The organism is Shewanella bicestrii, assembly GCF_002216875.1.
GTDB lineage: Bacteria > Pseudomonadota > Gammaproteobacteria > Enterobacterales > Shewanellaceae > Shewanella > Shewanella seohaensis.
This window is the reverse complement of sequence record NZ_CP022358.1, coordinates 4,092,168-4,112,694: the sequence shown is the minus strand read 5'-3', so window position 1 is coordinate 4,112,694 and position 20,527 is coordinate 4,092,168. Positions and strand designations below refer to the sequence as shown.

The 20,527-nt window shown below is 50.1% G+C and carries 13 protein-coding genes; 8 read left to right on the top strand and 5 right to left on the bottom strand.

Annotated features, from left to right (window positions below):
* Positions 1-4: 4 nt before the first annotated feature.
* The 3 genes from CF168_RS18010 (at position 5) to rraB (ending at position 2,162) form a co-directional block, all read left to right on the top strand.
* The gene (locus CF168_RS18010) at positions 5-784 is read left to right on the top strand and encodes a metal ABC transporter permease (protein WP_089068539.1); all 780 of its coding nucleotides are present in this window, start codon (positions 5-7) and stop codon (positions 782-784) included.
* A 183-nt stretch (positions 785-967) separates the two neighbouring features.
* On the top strand, positions 968-1,711 hold the full coding sequence (locus tag CF168_RS18005) for a 1-acylglycerol-3-phosphate O-acyltransferase (protein WP_041412535.1): 744 nt from the start codon (positions 968-970) through the stop codon (positions 1,709-1,711).
* A 43-nt stretch (positions 1,712-1,754) separates the two neighbouring features.
* Positions 1,755-2,162 (top strand): ribonuclease E inhibitor RraB, encoded by a 408-nt coding sequence (gene rraB / locus CF168_RS18000; protein ID WP_011715766.1) that lies wholly within the window; start codon positions 1,755-1,757, stop codon positions 2,160-2,162.
* Between the two features lie 57 nt (positions 2,163-2,219).
* Here the strand turns inward: rraB and CF168_RS17995 are convergent, their stop codons facing one another.
* On the bottom strand, positions 2,220-3,194 hold the full coding sequence (locus CF168_RS17995) for a GGDEF domain-containing protein (RefSeq protein ID WP_011621373.1): 975 nt from the start codon (positions 3,192-3,194) through the stop codon (positions 2,220-2,222).
* An 18-nt stretch (positions 3,195-3,212) separates the two neighbouring features.
* Positions 3,213-4,208 carry a response regulator gene (locus CF168_RS17990; RefSeq protein WP_089068538.1) on the bottom strand — a complete coding sequence of 332 codons (996 nt, stop codon included), beginning with the start codon at positions 4,206-4,208 and terminating at the stop codon, positions 3,213-3,215.
* 578 nt (positions 4,209-4,786) lie between these two features.
* Between CF168_RS17990 and CF168_RS17985 the strand changes: the two genes are divergently transcribed.
* Complete coding sequence (locus CF168_RS17985; RefSeq protein ID WP_089068537.1) at positions 4,787-5,593, top strand: crotonase/enoyl-CoA hydratase family protein; 807 nt, start codon at positions 4,787-4,789, stop codon at positions 5,591-5,593.
* A 64-nt stretch (positions 5,594-5,657) separates the two neighbouring features.
* Here CF168_RS17985 and CF168_RS17980 read toward each other — a convergent pair whose 3' ends face one another.
* Positions 5,658-6,650, bottom strand: a complete 993-nt coding sequence (locus CF168_RS17980) for a DUF3530 family protein (RefSeq protein WP_089068536.1) — start codon at positions 6,648-6,650, stop codon at positions 5,658-5,660.
* A gap of 238 nt (positions 6,651-6,888) precedes the next feature.
* Positions 6,889-9,795, bottom strand: a complete 2,907-nt coding sequence (rapA, locus tag CF168_RS17975; protein ID WP_089068535.1) for an RNA polymerase-associated protein RapA — start codon at positions 9,793-9,795, stop codon at positions 6,889-6,891.
* Between the two features lie 402 nt (positions 9,796-10,197).
* Between rapA and CF168_RS17970 the strand changes: the two genes are divergently transcribed.
* The 3 genes from CF168_RS17970 (at position 10,198) to CF168_RS17960 (ending at position 18,009) form a co-directional block, all read left to right on the top strand.
* Entirely contained in the window at positions 10,198-11,592 is a 1,395-nt protein-coding gene (locus CF168_RS17970) for a PhoH family protein (RefSeq protein ID WP_011627270.1), read from the top strand.
* Positions 11,593-11,812: 220 nt separating this feature from the next.
* On the top strand, positions 11,813-15,523 hold the full coding sequence (locus CF168_RS17965; protein ID WP_011627269.1) for a response regulator: 3,711 nt from the start codon (positions 11,813-11,815) through the stop codon (positions 15,521-15,523).
* Positions 15,524-15,606: 83 nt separating this feature from the next.
* Positions 15,607-18,009, top strand: a complete 2,403-nt coding sequence (locus tag CF168_RS17960; RefSeq protein WP_089068534.1) for a zinc-dependent metalloprotease — start codon at positions 15,607-15,609, stop codon at positions 18,007-18,009.
* 40 nt (positions 18,010-18,049) lie between these two features.
* Here the strand turns inward: CF168_RS17960 and CF168_RS17955 are convergent, their stop codons facing one another.
* The gene (locus CF168_RS17955; RefSeq protein ID WP_089068533.1) at positions 18,050-19,858 is read right to left on the bottom strand and encodes a protein kinase domain-containing protein; all 1,809 of its coding nucleotides are present in this window, start codon (positions 19,856-19,858) and stop codon (positions 18,050-18,052) included.
* A gap of 247 nt (positions 19,859-20,105) precedes the next feature.
* On the opposite strand from CF168_RS17955, the gene CF168_RS17950 reads away from it, so the two are divergent.
* A complete protein-coding gene (locus tag CF168_RS17950; protein ID WP_086902944.1) occupies positions 20,106-20,444 on the top strand; it encodes a hypothetical protein in 339 nt (112 codons plus the stop codon).
* Positions 20,445-20,527 lie beyond the last annotated feature (83 nt).

Here is a 20,527-nt window from a genome sequence, read left to right as displayed (position 1 = left end):
GCCTATGTTGGATCTGGAACTGATGTCGATCCTGCTGCCAGCATTGGCGGCGGGGATCTTAGTGCTCTCAACGCATATTGTACTTGGCAAACAAGTGCTTAAGCGTGGGATCATCTTTATCGATTTAGCCATTGCGCAAGTCGCCGCGTTGGGGGCGATTGTGGCGCACATGGACCACAGGTTAGAAGATATGCCATTTTCTAATGTGTGGATGCCGGCCTTATTCGCCCTTGCGGGGGCGGGTTTTATCGCTTGGTTATCTAAGCGGATGGCGGGTGAGTTAGAGGCGATGATAGGGTGCTTTTACGTATTGTCGGCGGTGGCGGCCATGCTATTGTTGGCGAACGATCCCCACGGGACTGAACTGTTAAAGCAATTGATGTCGGGCCAGATCCTTTGGGTGAGTTGGTCGCAATTAGTGTTGCCGACCGTGGTTTATGCGGCTGTGTTAGCAGTGATTTTTCTGCGGCCGCAGATCTTAAATGGTGCGGGATTCTATCTGCTATTTGCGCTGGTGATCACCTTGTCGGTAGAGCTGGTTGGGGTCTATTTAGTGTTTAGTACACTCATTTTGCCAGCACTTGCACTCAACAAGTACCAAGGTAAGAACGGCCTATTTTACGCTTATCTGGTCGGCCTTATGGGTTACTTGCTGGGGCTGGTGCTCTCGGCAACGTTGGACTTACCGAGCGGCGCGGCAATTGTCGCGACTTTGGCCCTTAGTGCCTTGGTCTTCCGTTTAGGCTTAAGTAAAACCGCGGCAGTGCGCCAGGTCGCAAACTAGGTTTTTAGTTTAGCTGTTTAAGCTTAGATATTGATTTAAAAGCCCATCGTCGTGCATGATTGCGCGAGTACCGATGGGCTTTTGTTTGGATTGTTAGCAACTCAGCTTACAGATGTAAACATTATATTGAGTCCCTAGGGCTGGGTGGCTATACTGTCGCCACTTTCATCCTTGGAGTATGTCGTGCTGTTACTCGTCAGATCTGTGTTGTTGGCTGTGTCATTGTTACTCGCGTTTATTTTTGGTGGATTGGTCTGCTTGTTGCGGCCCCGTCACCGTGACAATGTACATATGTTCGCCAAGATCTTCTCATCCGTCGCCCCTATTCTAGGGCTTAAAGTCATAGTGCGTCGGCATAAAGAAATTCAGGATGGCCCTTATATCTTTTTAGGAAACCATCAAAATAACTTCGATCTGTTCACTCATACTAAAGCCGTGCCGAAAAGCACCGTCAGCTTAGGCAAAAAGAGCTTAGTGTGGATCCCGCTATTCGGGCAGATCTACTGGTTATCGGGCAATATTCTGATCGATAGAAAAAATCGCAACAGTGCCTTCGATACCATGGCTAAAACCGCCGAAAAGATTAAACAGAATCGTTTATCTGTGTGGATTTTCCCTGAGGGGACCCGCTCACGTGGCCGCGGTTTGCTCCCCTTTAAGGCTGGCGCGTTCCATACGGCGATTGCCGCAGGGGTGCCGATAGTGCCAGTGCTTGCCTCTTGTCAGAGCCATATTAATTTAAACCGTTGGGATAACGGGGTGGTGATCATTGAGATGATGGCGCCTATCCCGACCGAAGGGTTAGATAAAGCCGATGTAAAGGCCTTTTCTGCTCAAGTGTATGAGACTATGTCAGCCAAATTTAACGAGATAAATCGTGAAGCGGCAACATTAATGGGTAAAACTCTCGAAGGCGATGACGTATAATAGCGCCAATTTGAGCCAGTTTTACCTTAACGGAGACAAATCCATGTCTATTGAAAGTCAATTAAAAGCCCAACTTGCCGAGAATCGTGACATAGTGCAAGCCCTGCTTGACGATGGCTCAGAGCCAGATGCGGAATACACCATTGAGCACCATTTCTCATCTAGCAACTTCGACCGCTTAGAAAAAGCCGCCGTTGATGCATTCAAACTCGGTTTTGAAGTCAACGACGCCGAAGAGATGGAGCTGGAAGATGGCTCAGTGATTTTCTGTTTTGATGCTATCGCTTACCACAAGCTGGAAGTGGCTTTACTGGACAAAGCGACCGAGCAGTTGCTGCAACTCGCGGCTAAACAGAAAGTGGATTACGACGGTTGGGGCACTTACTTCGTTGGTGACGATATCGACGATGAAGAAGGTGACGACGAAGAAGATGACGGTTTCCCGCACTAATTCGCGACCATTGAGATTTCAGTAACAAAAAGCCCATCATCGATGGGCTTTTTGGTTTTAGTAACCACTAGTTTGTGCGGTGTGCAGGACGCTACAGTTACGTCCCTTTTGCTTGGCTTCGTATAAGGCTTTGTCTGAGCAAGAAATCCAGCCAGAGCTGCTGGTGATATGTTTGCCGATTTCACACACGCCTAGGCTTACTGTGACTTTTATCTTCAGCCCTTCGTACACTATGGTGGAGTCGGCAATTCTTTCCCGCAAACGCTCGGTAAAGTTGAGGGCATCGGCGCCACAGGTATTAGGCATAACCACCGCAAACTCCTCACCACCATAGCGGCCGACACAATCGGTCTCCCGTAATGAATGGCTTAGGATATGGGCGATATGCTGAATTACCTTATCACCCGCGACATGGCCGTAGGTATCGTTGATTCTTTTGAAATGGTCTATGTCTATCATGACCAAGCTCGACATTCCCGAATAACGGGCGTGGAGGTCAAACTCATGCTCTAAACATTGTTGCCAATGGCGGCGATTGTGGAGCTGTGTTAGGCCATCGGTCTGGCTGAGGCGTTCTAACTGCTCGTTGGCGGCCTTGAGCTGTAACTTGTTAACGGCGATGTCGGTGACATCATAAATAATCACGCTGATATGGGTGATTTTTCCGGTTAATGAGGCCAGAGGCAACAGGGTCACGTTCTGGTACATAAAATCGGCCCGTCCGGTAATGGGGCGGTAGTTTTTAAACTGAAACACGTAGGGTCTTTGTTCCCAGCTGATAAAGGCTCGATTTTTCAGCATAAAAACCGATTCCATCTTTTGCTTTAACCAAGTCGCAGGCAGCTCAGGAAAACGGGTGAACAGGTTTTGCCCTTTAATCGAATTAGGGGATACGCCGCTATGATTTTCCATAAAGCCGTTCCACAGTTGGATATTATAATCGCGATCTAATACCACTAGACCCACTTCGATGGTTTGCACCATATCGATAAGCCAATGGAGTTCGTTCATTGCGCTTTGATCGTTTGACATAAGGTAAAATCCAACTGATTAATCGAGTAAATAACCGAGCTTATAACTGAGCGTCGGAATAGAGTCTTCGGTAAATAACAGTAACAAATCGCATTGAACATTATGGTTTTCAATACGATAGTTAATCTCCATTGCTAAGGTTCTGTGCCATTTTTCCGAGTTATCATGGATAAGATCATTCACCGTACAGTGGCGGCCTAGCACTACAGGGTGAGCCTGGCTGAACTTCATGTCGAGCTGCTCTGAGATCCCGTTTAGGAAGGCGCCAATCAATACGTTGCCTGTGTCAATCAACACTTCAATCTCGGTGCTAATGTCCTCTGGATTGGCTAGCCCCATGAGTTTTGCCATGTCTTGAAAGCTCGAATCGTGGAATAGCAGCAGGGCTTCACCCGCCACGCCCGCACCAATAAATCCTTGGCAGAGGGCTGATACCGTGGAGCTTTCTTCCGTCGCTTTGAGCGCCATCGTCAGCTCACTGACTTCGAGCACGTTCACGTTTGGAATAGGTAAGAGGACAAAAACATCGAGAAGTTTGGCTAACAGATCGGCGGCGCGCCCCATGGCGACGTTGGCGATCTCTTGGCAGGCGTCACGCATATCGACTTTGAGCATCGGCGTTTCTTCCGCCTGATCTTTCTGCGTTAAGGTGAGGATGCCGTATTCCTGCAGGATATTACTGATGGCGTCGGCACTGACGGGCTTTTGAATAAAATCCAATGCCCCTAAGGCTTTAACTCTTTCATGGGCTTTGATCTGAATATCACCCGAGACCATAATAATCAGCGCGGGAAGATCGTTTTGCTGCACGGTTTGCAGCACTTCATAACCATCCATGACTGGCATATTAAGGTCGAGGAAGACAACTTCGCCTTTACCTGCGCGAATGGCATCTAAACCTTCGGCGCCATTGGTAGCGTAGGTGATCTCGACATCCCATTCTTTCGGTAGGGTACGAGCCATTTGTTTGCGCGCCATGGCGGAGTCGTCACAGATGAGTACAGAGATTGTCATGCTGACTACTGATCCTTAATTGCCCATTTATTGAAGATAACACTAATTCTAAATCTTTGAATGACGAATTAAGCTCTTCGGGCAAGTTTGATTTATAACATCTATATGTAACCTATAGATTTTATTTGTTAATTCAATTTATTTATCTCTCGAGCGCGAGGCGCTGGCAGTAAAAAGCCTTGGAGAATTAAATCAAATTTCGCGAATTTGTCGTAAGCAGGGCATCGATTTTTGCGAATAGCTCGATGCTCAATCCTGCAATAGGCTGTTTCCCCACGGGACCCATCTCGACACTATTATGCAAATTTGTGGGTAAGCCGCGCCGTTGGTGATGCAACCGATGTTCAGAGAAGATGACTCGTTAAAACGACAAGTTGCACCCATGGTTGAACATAAGGGGTTAATACTTTTGAGGTTCTCATGCTTCAGCGCAAGCCTAGCATACTCACCTATTAAAACTTAATGACAGTCGACAGTATTTTGACGTATGTCAAAATTTAGGCTTATGTTACATCCTTTGGTGAATTATTCCAAACGTGTTAACATTTGTTCTGGCCTGACCAGTAACGGAATATTTCATGAGTGAGCCTTGTGTGCAAGTAACGATTGAGAATGGCATTGCATATGTCCAGCTCAATCGACCAGAAAAATATAATGCAATTAATTATTTAATGTTTAGCGAGTTGGACAGAGCGATCAAACGTATTAAATCAAATACTCGGATTCGACTGGTTATTTTATCTGGAGCTGGAGGCCATTTTAGCTCGGGGCTGGACGTAAAGAGTGTGATGTCGGCACCGATGCAAGCATTCAAATTGCTGTTTAAATGGCTGCCTGGCAATGCCAACTTAGCGCAGAGAGTCTCCCTTGGGTGGCAACGTTTACCCGTGCCTGTCATCGCGGTGTTAGAAGGCTGCTGCTATGGCGGTGGCATGCAAATCGCCTTAGGTGCTGATTTTAGAATTGCTTGCCCTGACAGCAAGTTATCTATTATGGAAGCCAAATGGGGGCTAGTGCCGGACATGGCAGGCTTAGTGGCGCTGAGGCAAATAATGCCCAAGGATCAGGCGATGTTACTCAGCCTTACGGCCAAAGTGTTGTCGGGCGAAGAGGCGAGTCGCTTAGGGTTAGTGACTCAGCTAAGTGATCATCCGATGTTAAGCGCGCAGCAATTGGCTCAGGAGCTTCTCAATACCTCCCCCGATGCCGCAGCGGCGATCAAGTTGAGCATCAATCGTAGCTGGACGGCTTCGATTCGTGCACTTCTTTGCCGTGAGTCGTGGAGCCAAGTCAGACTGTTACTTGGTAAAAATCGCGCGATTGCAGCGACGCGTCAGCTAAAGGATCCCAACAAAGCCTATCAAGATCGCCAATCGGGTTGGTAGCAGCGTAACTCTATTTCGATAACGCCCCATAACGGATTACTTAAGCTTTAGAAAGGCTTGCACCTCAATTGGCGCCGCTCATACGGGCGGCGAATCCCCTTATGGCGCTCAAACAGTTCTGCCATGCACTCTCGTTATCCAGATTTAATGCTAATGTCGTTTGCCGATAATTCGGCGCCTCTAACGTCACGGCGAGGCTTTTGCGTTGCTCCGCCGTTTCTAACGATGCGGGGTGACCATCGGGTGATTGAATATCGAGTATTGGCATAGTGAGCTTGGCCAGTTTCTCGGCAATGGCTTGGTTACGCGCCTCATCTTCGCTGTAGGGGTTGATGACGATTAATACATCGGGATCGGCAATTTTCTTTTGGCTTAATAGACTTATCAATAATCCCGCACTTTGATCGGCGGTGATCAGTACCCTTTTACCGGGAAAGTCGGTGCCTACGCTGTCGAGCTGTGACATGCTTTTGACTAAAAAGTCTTCCTGCTCAAGCAAATGCTTATTGCTCTGCTCGGGTTTCACTTTTTGGCTCGGTTTATTCGAAGGACTGCTTAACTGCGCCGCCCCTGCGGAGGTCACTTCGGTCGCCGGAGTGGCAAAGTTGGGGGCGGGCGGCTCTGCGGGCGGGGTAAGGCTTAAACTGGCCCAGCCAGCAGCATTGATATTACGTCTGACAAAAGCCATTAATCCGGGCGCATCGGCGGTGCCATTGGTGGCGGGTAAGATAATTGCGGCGCCGAGTTTTTTGCGGCCTTCCCATGAACGGACTAAGAGTTCGAGCGGTTGATCATCTATGGTGATCTGCTTGATTTCACTCGCGGGTAAATAACTGCTCGTTCTTTTCGCCGCAGCTTGCCCATTGGGCGCTTTGCTAGCTTGGTTCGTCTCGGCGTTCTGGGGAGGCGTCTCTGGTGCCTGCGGGCTGGATTCAGGTGCAGATTCAGGAGCTTGAGTATTTGTTTCTGGCGCCTGAGTGCTGGGATCGGCGGCGAATAAGCTCGCACTGGCGAGAGCTAAGGCTAGGCTCAATACCGAGGGGATAATACGCGCCATAGAATTGATAACCACCTGTGTAGTCTCATAAATTCAATTAGCTAGAGTATAACCTGAAGCGGCGTAGCAGAAGCAATTTTTGCTTGAGCTCGTGACGGCGACCGCGCACAGCAGTGTCTAGGCTCAGCCTACAGCCATACTTATCGTGAAGACAAAATAAAAACGCCCAGCATTTGCTGGGCGTTTGCATATTCGCTTAAGCGAACCTAAGGAGGCTCTTGCTTACCGTCATTGCGGATTAGACATGGCTAACCAAAACCATACGAATCGCGTCGAGCTGTAGCTGACTTGCGTCGAGGTAAGTGCTCAGTTCCTGCATTTGATTACGCAGGTATTCCAACTCTTCCTCACGGATATTCGGGTTAACCGCTTTCAAGGACTCTAAACGGTCTAATTCGCCCGTCAGTTGGCTGGTCATTTTCTCACGCGCCTGCGCCACTAACTCGTTCACTGCGGCTTGGGCATATTCTTCACCCTTAGCAAATAACGGATGCAGAATCGGTTGGGATGCTGTGACTAACTTGCTGCCAATATGGCGGTTAACCGCGCTTAACTGTTTGTCAAAGCTGGTGTAATCCACCTTAGCAGATAAATCGTTGCCGTTTTTATCCAGCAGTACGCGGATAGGCGTCGGTGGCAGATAACGATATAACTGGCTCGATTTAGGTGCCGAGGCATCCGCCATGTAGATCAGTTCTAAGAACAGGGTGCCTGCGGGTAAGGCTTTGTTTTTCAAAATCGCGACGCTCGTCGTGCCTGTGTCAGAGCCAGTGATCAGATCTAAGCCTGTCTGCACTAACGGGTGCTCTTGGGTGATCAGGGCGATATCGTCACGGGAGAGCGCGGTATCACGGTCGAAGGTGACCGTCACGCCATCTTCATGTAGACCCGGATAGGTTGGGAACATCATGTGTTCGCTTGGACGCAGGATGATAGAGTTTTCACCTTTATCTTCTTGATCGACACCGATAATGTCCCACAAGCGGATCACCGAACCAATCAGCTTAGTGTCCTGATCGCTTTGGGCTAAACGCTCGACAATCGCCTTAGCTTTATCGCCACCGTGGGAGTTGATTTCCAGCAGCTTATCGCGGCCTTGCTCCATAGCGTGTTTCAGTTCTTTGTAACGGCTTTGGGTGTGGTTGAGCAGATTGGTTAGCTCATCTTCATCCCCACCGACGAGAACATTCAATAGATCTTCGGCAAATTCACTGTACAGCACATGGCCACTTGGACAGGTCAGCTCGAAAGCATTCAGACCTTGGTGATACCAGTTGAGCAGACGCTCCTGCGCCGTATCTTGCAGATAAGGCAGGTGAATTTGGATATCGTTCTTCTGCCCGATACGGTCTAAACGGCCGATACGTTGCTCTAATAAATCTGGGTTTAATGGCAGATCGAACAGCACTAAGTGGCTGGCAAACTGGAAGTTACGACCTTCGGAGCCGATTTCTGAACAGATCAGCGCTTGGGCGCCGCCTTCTTCTTGAGCGAAGTAGGCACCCGCCTTGTCGCGCTCGATGATCGACATGCCTTCGTGGAATACGGTGGCTTGGATGCCTTCACGGGTACGCAGGGCTTCTTCTAAGCTCAGGGCGGTATCGGCGCCACTGGCGATGATCAGCACTTTCTTGCTGCGGTGCGACTTTAAGAACTCGATTAACCAATCCACGCGAGGATCGAACTTCCACCAACTGGCGCTGTTATCTTCAAATTCTTGGTAGAGTTTTTCAGGGCTAAGGGCTTGAGCCGCTTTCGCTTCTAAGGTCTTACGACCACCCATCATCTCATTTACGCGGGCAGCGGTAAGATACTGCTCAGGCATTGCATGGGGATAGGCGTTGAAAATACGTTTCGGGAAACCTTTTACCGAGGCGCGGCTGTTGCGATACAGCACGCGACCTGTGCCGTGGCGATCGAGTAACTCTTGCAGCAGTTCGCTGCGGGCCGCTTGTTGCAACTCGCTGTCGATATCTTCGGCTTGAATTAACCGAATGCTCGGCGCTATGTCTTTCTCGCTGAGTAATTCGGTGAGGCTGTTGATGGCAGCATCGGATAATTTTGCGTCGCCCGCTAAGGCTTCGGCGGCAACGGCGACATCTTTGTAGCTGTTTTCTTCGGCGAGGAAGGCATCGTAGTCGTAGAAACGATCTGGGTCGAGCAAACGCAGGCGCGCAAAATGGCTCTCATGGCCGAGTTGATCCGGCGTTGCCGTTAATAACAATACGCCAGGTACTACTTCGCTCAATGCTTCAACCACTTGGTAGGCACGGCTCGGGGCTTCTTCGGTCCACTCTAAGTGGTGAGCCTCGTCGACAACCAGCAGATCCCAGTCGGCATCGAGTGCTTGGTCGAGACGTTTCTTTTTACGCAGTAATTCGAGGGAACAAATCACTAACTGCTCGGTGTAGAAAGGATTGTCATGGTCGGCAAAGGCCTCGACACAACGGTCTTCATCAAATACCGAGAAGCGCAGGTTAAAGCGGCGCAGCATTTCCACTAACCATTGATGGCGCAGGGTATCCGGCACAATAATCAGCACCCGCTCGGCGCGGCCAGTGAGCAGTTGTTGATGGATTATCAGACCCGCTTCGATGGTTTTACCTAAACCCACTTCGTCGGCCAGCAATACACGCGGCGCATAACGGCGACCCACTTCATGGGCAATCCACATCTGGTGGGGGATAAGGCCGACGCGTGGACCTTGTAAGCCGAGTAAATCTGAGGTCGCCAGTTGATGACGCAGTAACTGGCATTGGTAACGAATACCGAAACGGTCTAGGCGGTCAATCTGACCAGCAAACAGGCGATCTTGCGGTTTGTTAAAGCGAATGTTGTGGTTTAACAGGGTCTCGCGCAGGCTGACTTTCTCACCTGTTTCGCTGTGGATACCGTGGTAGACGACGAGGCCGTCTTTTTCGGTGAGTTCTTCAACCGAGAGGCTCCAGCCTTCATGGCTTTCAACCGTATCGCCAGGGTTGTATATGACACGGGTCAGGGGGGCTTCGTTGCGCGAGAACATACGGTTCTCACCAGTCGCAGGGAATAACACTGTGACCATACGGCCTTCAACTTGTACGACTGTTCCTAAACCAAGTTCTGACTCGGTATCACTTATCCAACGTTGTCCTAAGGCAAACGGCATCTTAAATTCTCATCTCTGGGCGGACTCTAACAAAGGGCGCGTATGTTATATCAATACTAGGGATATTTGAATCGCCCTCTCACCCGTTAGAGCCTAATTCCCCACACACTAGATTACAAATTGAACAGTGAAGAAAAATCTCTATAGTCGTACGATGATTTGTCATGCTACTGTCATATCGAGGGACCTACACTGCCCTCGAGTCACCGACTTAAACACAGGTTCGTTCGGTTGGCATTCAGAGAGAATGGTGCCAATATTAGTTTAAGCCGCTAGCCGTCTTTATTAAGTAGAGGCTTGAACTTTAAGATCATTCTTTACCTCGCCAACTGACATAGGAGCCATATCCACTCACCGGGAAAGAGATGTAGCATAAAAACAATCGAGCACTCTGGAGGCGCCATGGAACAAGACGACAGAAAGTTGTTTGTACTGGATACCAATGTGTTACTACATGAACCTTTGGCGATCTATTCGTTTAAAGAGCACGATGTGGTCATTCCGATGACAGTGCTAGAAGAGCTAGACCAGATTAAAGATCGAAAGAGTGATGTGAGTCGGGATGCTAGGGTTGCCATACGGGCGCTGGAAGATACCCTAGGCGGTGATACAACACCGGAACAAATCATTAATGGTGTCCCTTTACCGAGTCGAGAAGGGCATGCCGATGCGATAGGGGCGCTGTCTATTTTCCCTGACCATCTTGTCGATTTTACCCTAGGCGCCCTGCCGGGGGATGGCAACGATAACCGCATTATCAATACCGCTCTGCACCTGCAAAACCTCCACCATCCACGTACCGTGGTGTTAGTTACCAAAGATATCAATATGCGTCTTAAGGCCAAGGGCGCGGGCATTCAATTGGTTGAGGATTATCGAACCGACCAGCTGATCGATGATATTCGTTTCCTCAGCAAGGGCTTTTATCAATTCGAAGGGAATTTTTGGGAGCATTTAAACAAGGTATCCACCGAGCGCCATGGTCGTCATACGATTCACGAAGTCCCACTGAAAGATTTAGACAACGAACCCTTCTACATTAATCAATACCTGATTGATACCGAATCTGATTTTTGTGGCCGCGTCACCGAGCGTAGCGATACCCATCTGCATATTTTAGATCTGGGCCGTGAGCGCTTAAAAAACCTCGAGGCGTGGGGCGTTAAACCTAAGAATGTTTACCAAGGTATGGCGTTGCAGGCGCTGCTCGATCCCGATATCGATCTGGTGATCTTAACGGGACCCGCGGGTTGCGGTAAAACCTTATTAGCAATGGCGGCGGCGCTTGAGCTAGTGGTGGAGCGCAATCGTTACGATAAGGTAATTGTGACTCGTAATACGCCAGAAATTGCCGAGTCCATCGGCTTCTTACCCGGCACCGAAGAAGAGAAGATGATGCCATGGCTGGCGGCGATTACCGATACCTTGGAAGTGCTGCATAAGAATGATGTGAATCCGACTGGCAGTTTGAACTACATCATGGAGAAGGCGAATATCCAATTTAAGTCGATCAACTTTATGCGCGGCCGCTCGATCCAAAACTCCATCGTGCTCTTGGATGAATGTCAAAACCTGACGGCGTCGCAGATCAAAACCATGATCACTCGGATGGGAGAAGGCACAAAATTGATTTGTTGCGGTAACTTAGCGCAGATCGATTCGAATTATCTCACCGCGGTAACCTCGGGGTTAACCTACATTGTTGAACGCTTTAAAGACTTTGAAGGCAGCGCCAACCTGTACTTGAATGGGGTGGTGCGTTCACGCTTGGCCGAATACGCCGAAGAACATCTCTAGCTATTTACTTTATTGTTACAAAAGGTCTCACTCGTGGGACCTTTGTTTTTACGCATTTCTATGATTTTTCAAGCAACTAATCATAGACTTTGACAGCCTTCGTACGGCAATTATTTGATGCGACTCGGGGTTTCTTCCTGCTAATATATGAAGCCATAAATGTACTCAGTCACTTTTGCCACCGATGGCTAAAATCAAGCGCTGCAATCAAGGGTAGTGGATGAAATCGAGTGAGCCGGATCTCCAGCTAAAATCGCCGATCCAAAAGAATTATAACCGTGCTGTTTTTTATACTTATATCGGCGTGATTGTCCTGTCGTTGCTGACGGCGTGGATGTTTTTCGATCGCCAGAAAACCCAGCAGATGGAGCAGCGCGAAGAGCAGGTTGAGCGCCACGTATTGCAAATCGACTTGCTGTTGGAATCGAGCATCCGCGCGGTCAAGAGTCTGCGGGATGTGGCCGTGGATCACCTACGTTTAGGTGAACTAGTGCGTAAGGAGCGTTTACCGCAATACGGCAAATTTAACGAGAGTGGTCAGTATTTTACCTTAGAGCCTAACTACGCCAAGGGTGGTAAACCCTTTACCAACATGGGGCGGATCACGGGCGCGGGTTCCCTCGATGGTCGCAGCGATAAGTTCTACCAAGAGCTGGAAATGCTGTTCGAGTTGTCGCTGTCTTTCCCCGTCGCCAAAGAAGCGGCACCTAAAGCCTCGGCGATTTATTATTTATCGCGCCAACGGATGATGTCCTACTTCCCTTGGACCAACGGTGACCAGCGTTTTAGGGATGAGCTGCTCAATAAGAAACAATTCCAATACGCTACCCCGGCGATGAACCCGCAGCGCAGCGTGTTTTGGAGTGAGGCCTATGTCGATTCGACGGGTAAAGGCTTGCTGACCACCTTAGGTGTGCCCGTTTATCTTGACGATGAGTTTATGGGTTCGATCAACCTCGATATGACCTTGGCCTCATTGGCGCGGCAAATTCGGGTGTACTTCAAAATGCCTGGGACTGTGATCCTGCTCGATCAGCAGAACAATATTTTGTCCCACAGCGACTTCGATGGCTCAGATATCAATCGGGTATATCACATCAGCCAGCGTATTCCGTCTGAGCTGCATTCGCTCCCCGAGTCCGAATTGTTCGATGCCCATGAAGGCATTATTCGTAACGGTTATTATATTCACTCGGTCGCGCTGCACAACGCGCCGTGGCGCTTGTTGTATCTGCAAAATGAAGACGACCTGTTCCAAGATTCGGTCGAAAAACTGCAGCTGACCTTTATCCTCGTTGTCATCGCTCTGTCGGTGCTAGTCACCATAGTGCACTGGCAAACGCGCCGCTCCTTCGTGAGCCCTGCATCGCGTCTGTTGTCGCACTTAGAGGGCTGCTCCCAAGAGCCGCGTAAACCGCCGGAAAAAATCACTCCGGGGTGGGAACCTTGGTTCCTGCTGGTGAGCCGCATTTTTGAGGAAAACAAGCAATACACCCATCATTTGGCCGAGCAAAATAAGCGACTCGACAAACTGGTGGCGCGCCGCACCGAGCGCTTAAAAGATGCGACCGAGCGGCGCGAGCGGGAATATGCGTTGTTGCGCTCCTTACTCGACTCCATCCCAGAAGCCATTGTCTTTAAAGATAAAGAAGGCAATTACCTCGGCTGTAACAAGGCCGCCGAGCGGATGCTGGGTTACACCGAAAGCGAGATGATTGGTCTGTCGTCGGAGGATTTAACCTCGCCGGAGATGGGCATTCGTATTCGCGCCGAGGATGAGCAGATCTTAAAAGATCGCACGCCGCTGCGTTATCAAGAGAAGGTTGAGTTAGCGGGCAAACCTGTATTGCTCGACACCTTGAAACTGCCTTTCTATAACCGCCGTGGCGAGCTGCAAGGCTTGATTGCCGTGTGGCGCGACGTGACGCGTGAGTACGAATCCGCCGAGCAGTTACGCCTATCGGAGGAGCGTTACCATTTAGCGATGGACGCGGTAGAAGACGGTCTGTGGGACTGGTATCTGGATTCAGAGCATATTATTTGCAACCCATCCTATTATTCGATGCTGGGCTATAAACCCAATGAATTCCCTGCGTTAGTGTCGGCTATCGACCAGCTGACGCATCCCGACGATAGAATTCGGGTCGAAGAATACCGTAATCAGTATCTGCAAAATCCCGTCGATGCCTATGAGATCGAGTTTAGGATCTTAGGCAAAAACGGCAGCTATCACTGGGTGCTTTCGCGCGGTCGGGTGGTGGAATTTACCGCCGATGGTCAGCCTAAGCGTATGGTCGGTACCCATAAGGACATCACGCGCCATAAGAGTAACGAAGTGGCACTGCTGGAGGCGAAGCAGGACGCAGAACTGGCGAACCTGTATAAGAGTGAGTTCTTGGCCAACATGAGCCACGAAATCCGCACGCCAATGAACGCCATTATCGGTATGTTGCAGTTAGCGCAGCGCACCTCGCTGACGGCGCAGCAGAAGGATTACCTCGAAAAGGCCGGGTTCTCGGCGCAGTCGTTGCTGCGGATTATTAACGATATTCTCGACTTCTCTAAGATTGAGGCGGGTAAGTTAGAGCTGGAGCGGGTGCCATTCCCGCTGGATAAAGTGCTCGACCATGCCCTCGATCTCAATGCGCTTAAGGCGCAGGAGCAAGGTGTCGAGTTATTACTGTATGCGCCAGTCACGGCAGGCCTCATTCTTAAGGGCGACCCGCTGCGTCTAGGCCAAGTGCTGATTAACTTATTATCGAACGCGGTGAAGTTTACCCAATCTGGTGAAATTGAACTGGGTTGCGAAGATGTGGGCGAGCGCGACCATCGAATTACCTTAAAATTCTGGGTGCGGGATACGGGTATTGGGATCAGTAAAGATCAGCAGGAAAAACTGTTCGATGCCTTTGCTCAGGCCGATGGTTCGACGACCCGTAAGTACGGTGGTACGGGATTAGGTTTATCGATCAGTAAGCATTTGGTCTCCATGATGGGCGGCAAGATGCAGGTGCAGAGTGAGTTAGGCGTTGGCAGCACCTTCAGCTTTACCATCAGCTTTGAGATTGCTGAAGAGGCCAAGGTTGAACCCTTAGTGGTGCCTGAAAAACTCAATAATTTACGCACACTTGTGGTGGATGATAACCCAACGGCACTGCAAATTTATTCGGCATTGATGCGCGATTTCCACTTCGAGGTGGATACTGCTGCAAGCGGCGCCGAGGCGCTGTATAAGTTGTCGCGGGATCCTATTGATTTATTATTGCTCGACTGGATGATGCCAGAGATGGATGGTGGCGATGTGATCAGCGCCATCGATACCATGGTGGCCGAAGGCCGCATCGCGAAACGGCCCATTATCATCATGATGACCGCCTATGCGGCGGAACCTTTACAGCACGAAGTCGACAGTGCCAATGTGTTTGCCGTGTTGCAAAAACCCTTTAAGGCATCGAGTCTGTTCGATGAGATTATCGCCGCCTTTGCCGATGAGCCAAGACTTAATGTGGTGCAGCCTATTGATGAAGTGCCGGTAGAAGAGGGCGAACATACAGGGCTTGTGCTCTTGGTGGAAGATAACTTTATCAACCAACAGGTGGCGACTGAGCTGCTAAAGAGCGCAGGATACGAAGTCGTTGTTGCAGGGAATGGCCAAATTGCCCTCGATATTATCGACTCACGCCCCTTCGATGCGGTATTAATGGATATTCAAATGCCAGTGATGGACGGGTTAACCGCGGCGCGGGCACTGCGTGAACGCTTTAGTGCCGACGTGCTGCCTATTATCGCCATGACGGCCCATGCGATGTCGGGCGATCGAGAAAAGAGTCTTGCGGCAGGGATGAATGCCCATATCACTAAGCCGATAGTGTTAACTGAACTGTTTGAAACCTTATCGCATTGGATAAAACACAAGAATAATCATCATTAATTGTTTGCCCGGGGCCAATGATGGCCCCGCGTGGTTTAGTTTTGTGTAACATGACCACGTAGACAGCCCTGTCAGGAGGAAAGATGAAACCCCATAGCCTAGCCCTCGCCATCCTACTCTTAGGTTTACCCGCGCTGAGTGTCGCCGCGGATCTGCCGAGCACTAAAGTCGTTAAGCAGAGCCAAGCCGCTAAGGGATTTCTTAATCTTTACTATGAGCCAAGCGAGGGAGAGTTATACCTCGAGGTGAGCCGTTTAAATCAGCCTTTTTTATTGGTGACTAGCTTGCCTGAAGGGGTCGGTTCTAACGATATCGGTCTCGACCGTGGTCAATTAGGTCAAACCCGCATGGTGCAGTTTGAGCGCCAAGGTCCTTACATTCAGCTTAAGCAACTAAACACCCAGTATCGCGCTAATACCCAAGACGCCGCCGAAAAGCGCGCCGTGGATGAGGCCTTTGCCGATTCGGTATTGTGGCAGGGTAAGTTACTCGATGGTAAGCCAGATATGGTGGCGATCAGCGAGTTGGTACTCAACGATCTGCACGGGGTCGCAGATGCTCTCCTGCATCGCGGACAAGGGAATTATCGCCTCGATTTAACCCGCTCGGCGATTTTACCCGCCGGGGTGAAATCCTTTGAAAAGAATAGTGATGTGGATGTGCAGCTTACCTTCAAAGCCGATGCGGCGGGTGAGCAAGTGGCTAAGGTCACGCCCGATGGCACCTTAATGTCGGTGCGGATGCGCTACTCCTTTGTCGAGCTGCCCGATGAGGGCTATCAACCCCGCGCTTATCATCCTATGAGCGGCTATTTATCCGATGAGTATCGCGACTATGCCACGCCGTTTTCGGCGCCATTGGTGCAGCGGTTTATTTTGCGCCACCGCCTGCAAAAGGTGAATCCTGGCCCGGCGCCGAGCGAAGTAGTCAAGCCCATCACCTATTACCTCGACCCAGGTGTGCCAGAGCCAATCCGCTCGGCGCTACTCGATGGCGCACGCTGGTGGGAAACGGCCTTCACCCAAGCGGGATTTATCAACGGCTTTAAGGTTGAACTCTTGCCGCCCGATGCCGATCCGCAGGATATTCGCTACAACATGATCCAGTGGGTACACCGCGCCACGCGCGGATGGTCCTACGGCGCGGCGCTAACCGATCCGCGTACTGGCGAAATCATCAAAGGCCAAGTGACCTTAGGTAGCTTACGAGTGCGCCAAGATTACTTGATTGCCAAAGGCTTAACTGCAGGCTGGCGAGATAGAAGCGCCGCCGAGCAAGCGGCTAATGACTTAGCCTTGGCGCGTATTCGCCAACTTGCCGCCCATGAGGTCGGCCATACCTTAGGCTTAGATCATAACTTTGCCGCCTCGACAAATCAGGATGCCTCAGTGATGGATTATCCCCATCCTAAGATCATGCTGAAAGGCAATGACATCGATATATCAGCACCTTATGGCGTAGGTGTCGGGCCGTGGGATAACTTTGCTATCGCTTACGGCTATAGCGATGAAGGCGATGCAACGGCGCAGCAGGCGCTGCAAAATCAGTTACTGGCCGAAGTAGCTCGAAAAGGGCTGCGCTATATTGGCGAAGCCGATTCGCGCCAAGCGGATGCCAGCCAAGCCTATGCGAGTTTGTGGGACAGCGGTGACGACCCTATCGCGCAGCTGCTGGATTTGAACCGTATTCGCGCTAAGGCCATCGAAGGTTTTAGCAGCACAGCACTGTTGCCGGGCGAGCCACAGGGTGAATTAGCCGATGCCTTTGTGCCTATCTATTTGCTTAACCGTTATCAAATCGATGCGGTCACTAAGTTTATTGGCGGCACTGACTATAACTATCTGTCTATCGGTGAGGGCAGTCGCTGGAGCTATATTGCGCCGCAGTTACAATTGTCGGCCCTCGATGCGCTGCTCAGCACCTTAGATGCGGCCAGTTTAACGGTTCCGCAAACCTTGCTCGATACGCTGGTGCCTAAAGCGGGCAATTATCAAGCGACGCGGGAGTCCTTCGAGTCTGGGCTTGGAGTCGTGAGCGATCCCCTCGGCATGGCGGAAGTGTTAGCGCGCCATACTGTGGGTCAGTTATTAATGCCACAGCGCTTAAATCGCGTCAGCCAAGGGGCAATGGCAGATAATGAACAGCTCTCGGTTGAAACCTTACTCAATAAGCTGTTTGCCGCGACCCTTTATCAAGAAGATAAGCTCGCTCTGATTGAAGGTGTGTGGATGCGGGTGAATGCGGTGGTGATTGATGAACTCTTGTCTGCGTATCACAATCCGCAAACCTCAGCAGAGGTGAAGGCGGCAATTTACGAGCGCGCCCAATTCGTGATTAAACAGCTTAAAGCCAAAGCGAATCGGGCGAATGCTAAGGTGGCCTCCCACTACACTTGGTTGCAACAGGGGCTGAGTGCAGGGCTTACTGATGCCAACAGCAAACTGATCCCTAACCCCTTGAAACTGCCACCGGGTTCACCTATCTAGGTTTAGTTTTCAGCATCATAGGCGCTAACGAGGTGATTCGTTATGCGCCTATTTCTTTTGGGTTTCTAGGATAAAAATGTTCGGCTTTACGCTCAATATGGGTAAAGCGGCGAGTATTTTTATAGGGCAGTTTCATAAAGCCCGATACCCCATGACCTTGAATTTTACCTACATAATGCAAAATGCGGTCGAGGCTAGCGCGAAACGCCGCCTGTTTACGTGGATTGAGCAGTTTTAAGTAACTGTGGATCTTTAAGTGATTCGGCAGCGCCTCGAAAATGATGCAGCCCGTGTGGTGGATTTGATTGATACGCGCCAATTCCTCCATGATTTCACTCGGTAATTCGAGGTTTTCATCTGGATCCTTACCGTCTTCAAAGTAAGAGTGCAGCCGAGATTTATCTTCGAGGGTCGGCACATCTCCGACTTCGAAGGGCAGTTGGAGACCGGCGCTGGCGACAAAGGGTTCGCTGGTGTTTTCGCGCTCGATATGCAACGTGTCCCTAGCGTTAAAGAAGCAGGCCTTAAACACCCCGATACGCTTAATTCCCCGCGCGAGTGTCACCATATTATTAACGGCGATGATAAGCGCACTCTTTTGTTTAGCATCGTAGATGGCGAGGTTGGAGTCGATAAACACGCCCGTTTCCTGCCAATGGATAGCAAGGCCACCCACGATAGGGTATTGACCGAGGCGACCCACGGCGGCGATAAAGCCCTTTTCGGTATCGCCCATGCCGGCTAAGAAGTTGCGATAGTATTTTTCGAGTTGAATGTCATCCATCTTAGCGATGGGATCCTGCGCGTTATGTTCCTTTAAGAAGGATTTACGCGAGCTGTAACTGACGGTTTCGACATCTTTTTCGCGGGATTGCACCCAGACTGGGATTTCACCCAGCAGTTCGGTTTTAGGCAGCTCGGGTAAGTGTATTCTATGGCTGTGGCGCATACTTTTGAGAAAATAATCCCCCGCCAGATTGCGCTGCACTGCATCACTACTGAGCATGCCTTCCAAGGTGCGCGCCAACTCCATGGGTAAGCCTATGCTGGTGGGCGGGATTACCTGTGCGCCGAAGCGACTTGCCTGTCCTGAGGCCAAGGCATACAAGGTCGCTGCCACGCCTTGCTCGTCGAAACGCGGGCTGGAGAGCGCGCCATTTAGCTGTTCTTCACCGATAAAATACACGTCCCCCATGCGGGCGTTAGTATGCTGTTGATCGCTCGACATCAGCGTCATTACATTGTCTTCAACGGCCTTGTTATATTCATCCCGTTGCGCAAATACCGCCGAGCCCCAGTCGATTAAGGATAAATGTTGGCTTTCAATATCATAGACAAGGTTTGAAGGCTTAATGTCGCCATGCACTAAGGGTTTGCCCGTTCGCAGATAGTAGAGAATATCGGCCAGTTGGCGGGCAATACTCATCACCATGGCGGGGGGGAGGGCGCCTAAGCGGCGGCAAAGCTGTTCGAGATCTTCGCCCTTAGCACGCTCCATCACTAAGATCCCTTGTTTGCCGACCCGCTCAAATTTGATCGCCCCCGGAATGTTAGGGTGTTTGAGTAAGGACAGCATAAAGGCTTCTTCCTCTAAGCGATCTTGAATATGCTGCGGCAGATTAATTCTTGAGAATTTAAATACATGGGCTTCGTCGGCCTGATTAATCCCCGCAAACACAAAGCCGTAAGCCCCCTTACCGATAAACTCAATGTCGCGATAACCCAACTTACTTAACTGCTGTTTACATAAACGGATCCACGCCTTGTGTTTACGGGCATCGTTGGCTTTGAGCAAGTAAATGGATTGCTCTTCGGAAATGTAAAAATGTTGTAATTGGGGTGTTTGCAATGCGCGACTCCTTGTTTTGGTTATTTAAACAGTAAGCGAGGCTGATAAGCAAATCGGCTTAGGATGCTGTGGCTGGTGTTGCCTGCGATAAACTTGTGATTTTTAGGGCTTACCTATCCCATCATTTCGTCGCTGACTTTGATTTATATCAAGTTAAATCGTATGGAGTCTAGGTAATCTTAAGCACATTGGATGGGATACATTTTTGTTAAATTTCCCGTGGACAAAGTGGATGAAAGGAGGGCATATGCCCGCCCAAGATAAGGCTTTATTGATCGAGTTGTTAGAGTTTCCGCGTAAGCGAATTTTGCAGTCAATGGAGGTGACCCATTGTCCACATGCGGTATTTTTTAATGATCGCGATGAGCAGTGTCTCACTTGCCACCAGGGCATGGAATGTATCTGGATGAACCAGAACGATGAGCTGGTAGCCGTCGAGCAAAAATCCGTCGCCGAGCTTAAGCAGCAGTTGCTGATCGCCGTCGACTTTATTGATTCATCCCTAAGTCCGCATCATTTGTCGCGCCGTCAATGCCAGTGTGAGAATTGCGTTTGGCTCCGCCGGGTACAAACGGCACTGGCTTAGTCATTAACTGTTTACATCTCTATGATTAACATACGGTATCTGAGATTTTGCATCCACCCGTGAATGCCATTAGAGTAAGGATA

What these genes read in the sequence shown, in the direction of transcription:
- CF168_RS18010 (WP_089068539.1), top strand. Translation starts at nt 5, where the DNA reads ATGTTGGATCTGGAACTGATGTCGATCCTGCTGCCAGCATTGGCGGCG.
- rraB (WP_011715766.1), top strand. Translation starts at nt 1,755, where the DNA reads ATGTCTATTGAAAGTCAATTAAAAGCCCAACTTGCCGAGAATCGTGAC.
- CF168_RS17995 (WP_011621373.1), bottom strand. Translation starts at nt 3,194, where the DNA reads ATGTCAAACGATCAAAGCGCAATGAACGAACTCCATTGGCTTATCGAT.
- CF168_RS17990 (WP_089068538.1), bottom strand. Translation starts at nt 4,208, where the DNA reads ATGACAATCTCTGTACTCATCTGTGACGACTCCGCCATGGCGCGCAAA.
- CF168_RS17985 (WP_089068537.1), top strand. Translation starts at nt 4,787, where the DNA reads ATGAGTGAGCCTTGTGTGCAAGTAACGATTGAGAATGGCATTGCATAT.
- CF168_RS17980 (WP_089068536.1), bottom strand. Translation starts at nt 6,650, where the DNA reads ATGGCGCGTATTATCCCCTCGGTATTGAGCCTAGCCTTAGCTCTCGCC.
- rapA (WP_089068535.1), bottom strand. Translation starts at nt 9,795, where the DNA reads ATGCCGTTTGCCTTAGGACAACGTTGGATAAGTGATACCGAGTCAGAA.
- CF168_RS17970 (WP_011627270.1), top strand. Translation starts at nt 10,198, where the DNA reads ATGGAACAAGACGACAGAAAGTTGTTTGTACTGGATACCAATGTGTTA.
- CF168_RS17965 (WP_011627269.1), top strand. Translation starts at nt 11,813, where the DNA reads ATGAAATCGAGTGAGCCGGATCTCCAGCTAAAATCGCCGATCCAAAAG.
- CF168_RS17960 (WP_089068534.1), top strand. Translation starts at nt 15,607, where the DNA reads ATGAAACCCCATAGCCTAGCCCTCGCCATCCTACTCTTAGGTTTACCC.
- CF168_RS17950 (WP_086902944.1), top strand. Translation starts at nt 20,106, where the DNA reads ATGCCCGCCCAAGATAAGGCTTTATTGATCGAGTTGTTAGAGTTTCCG.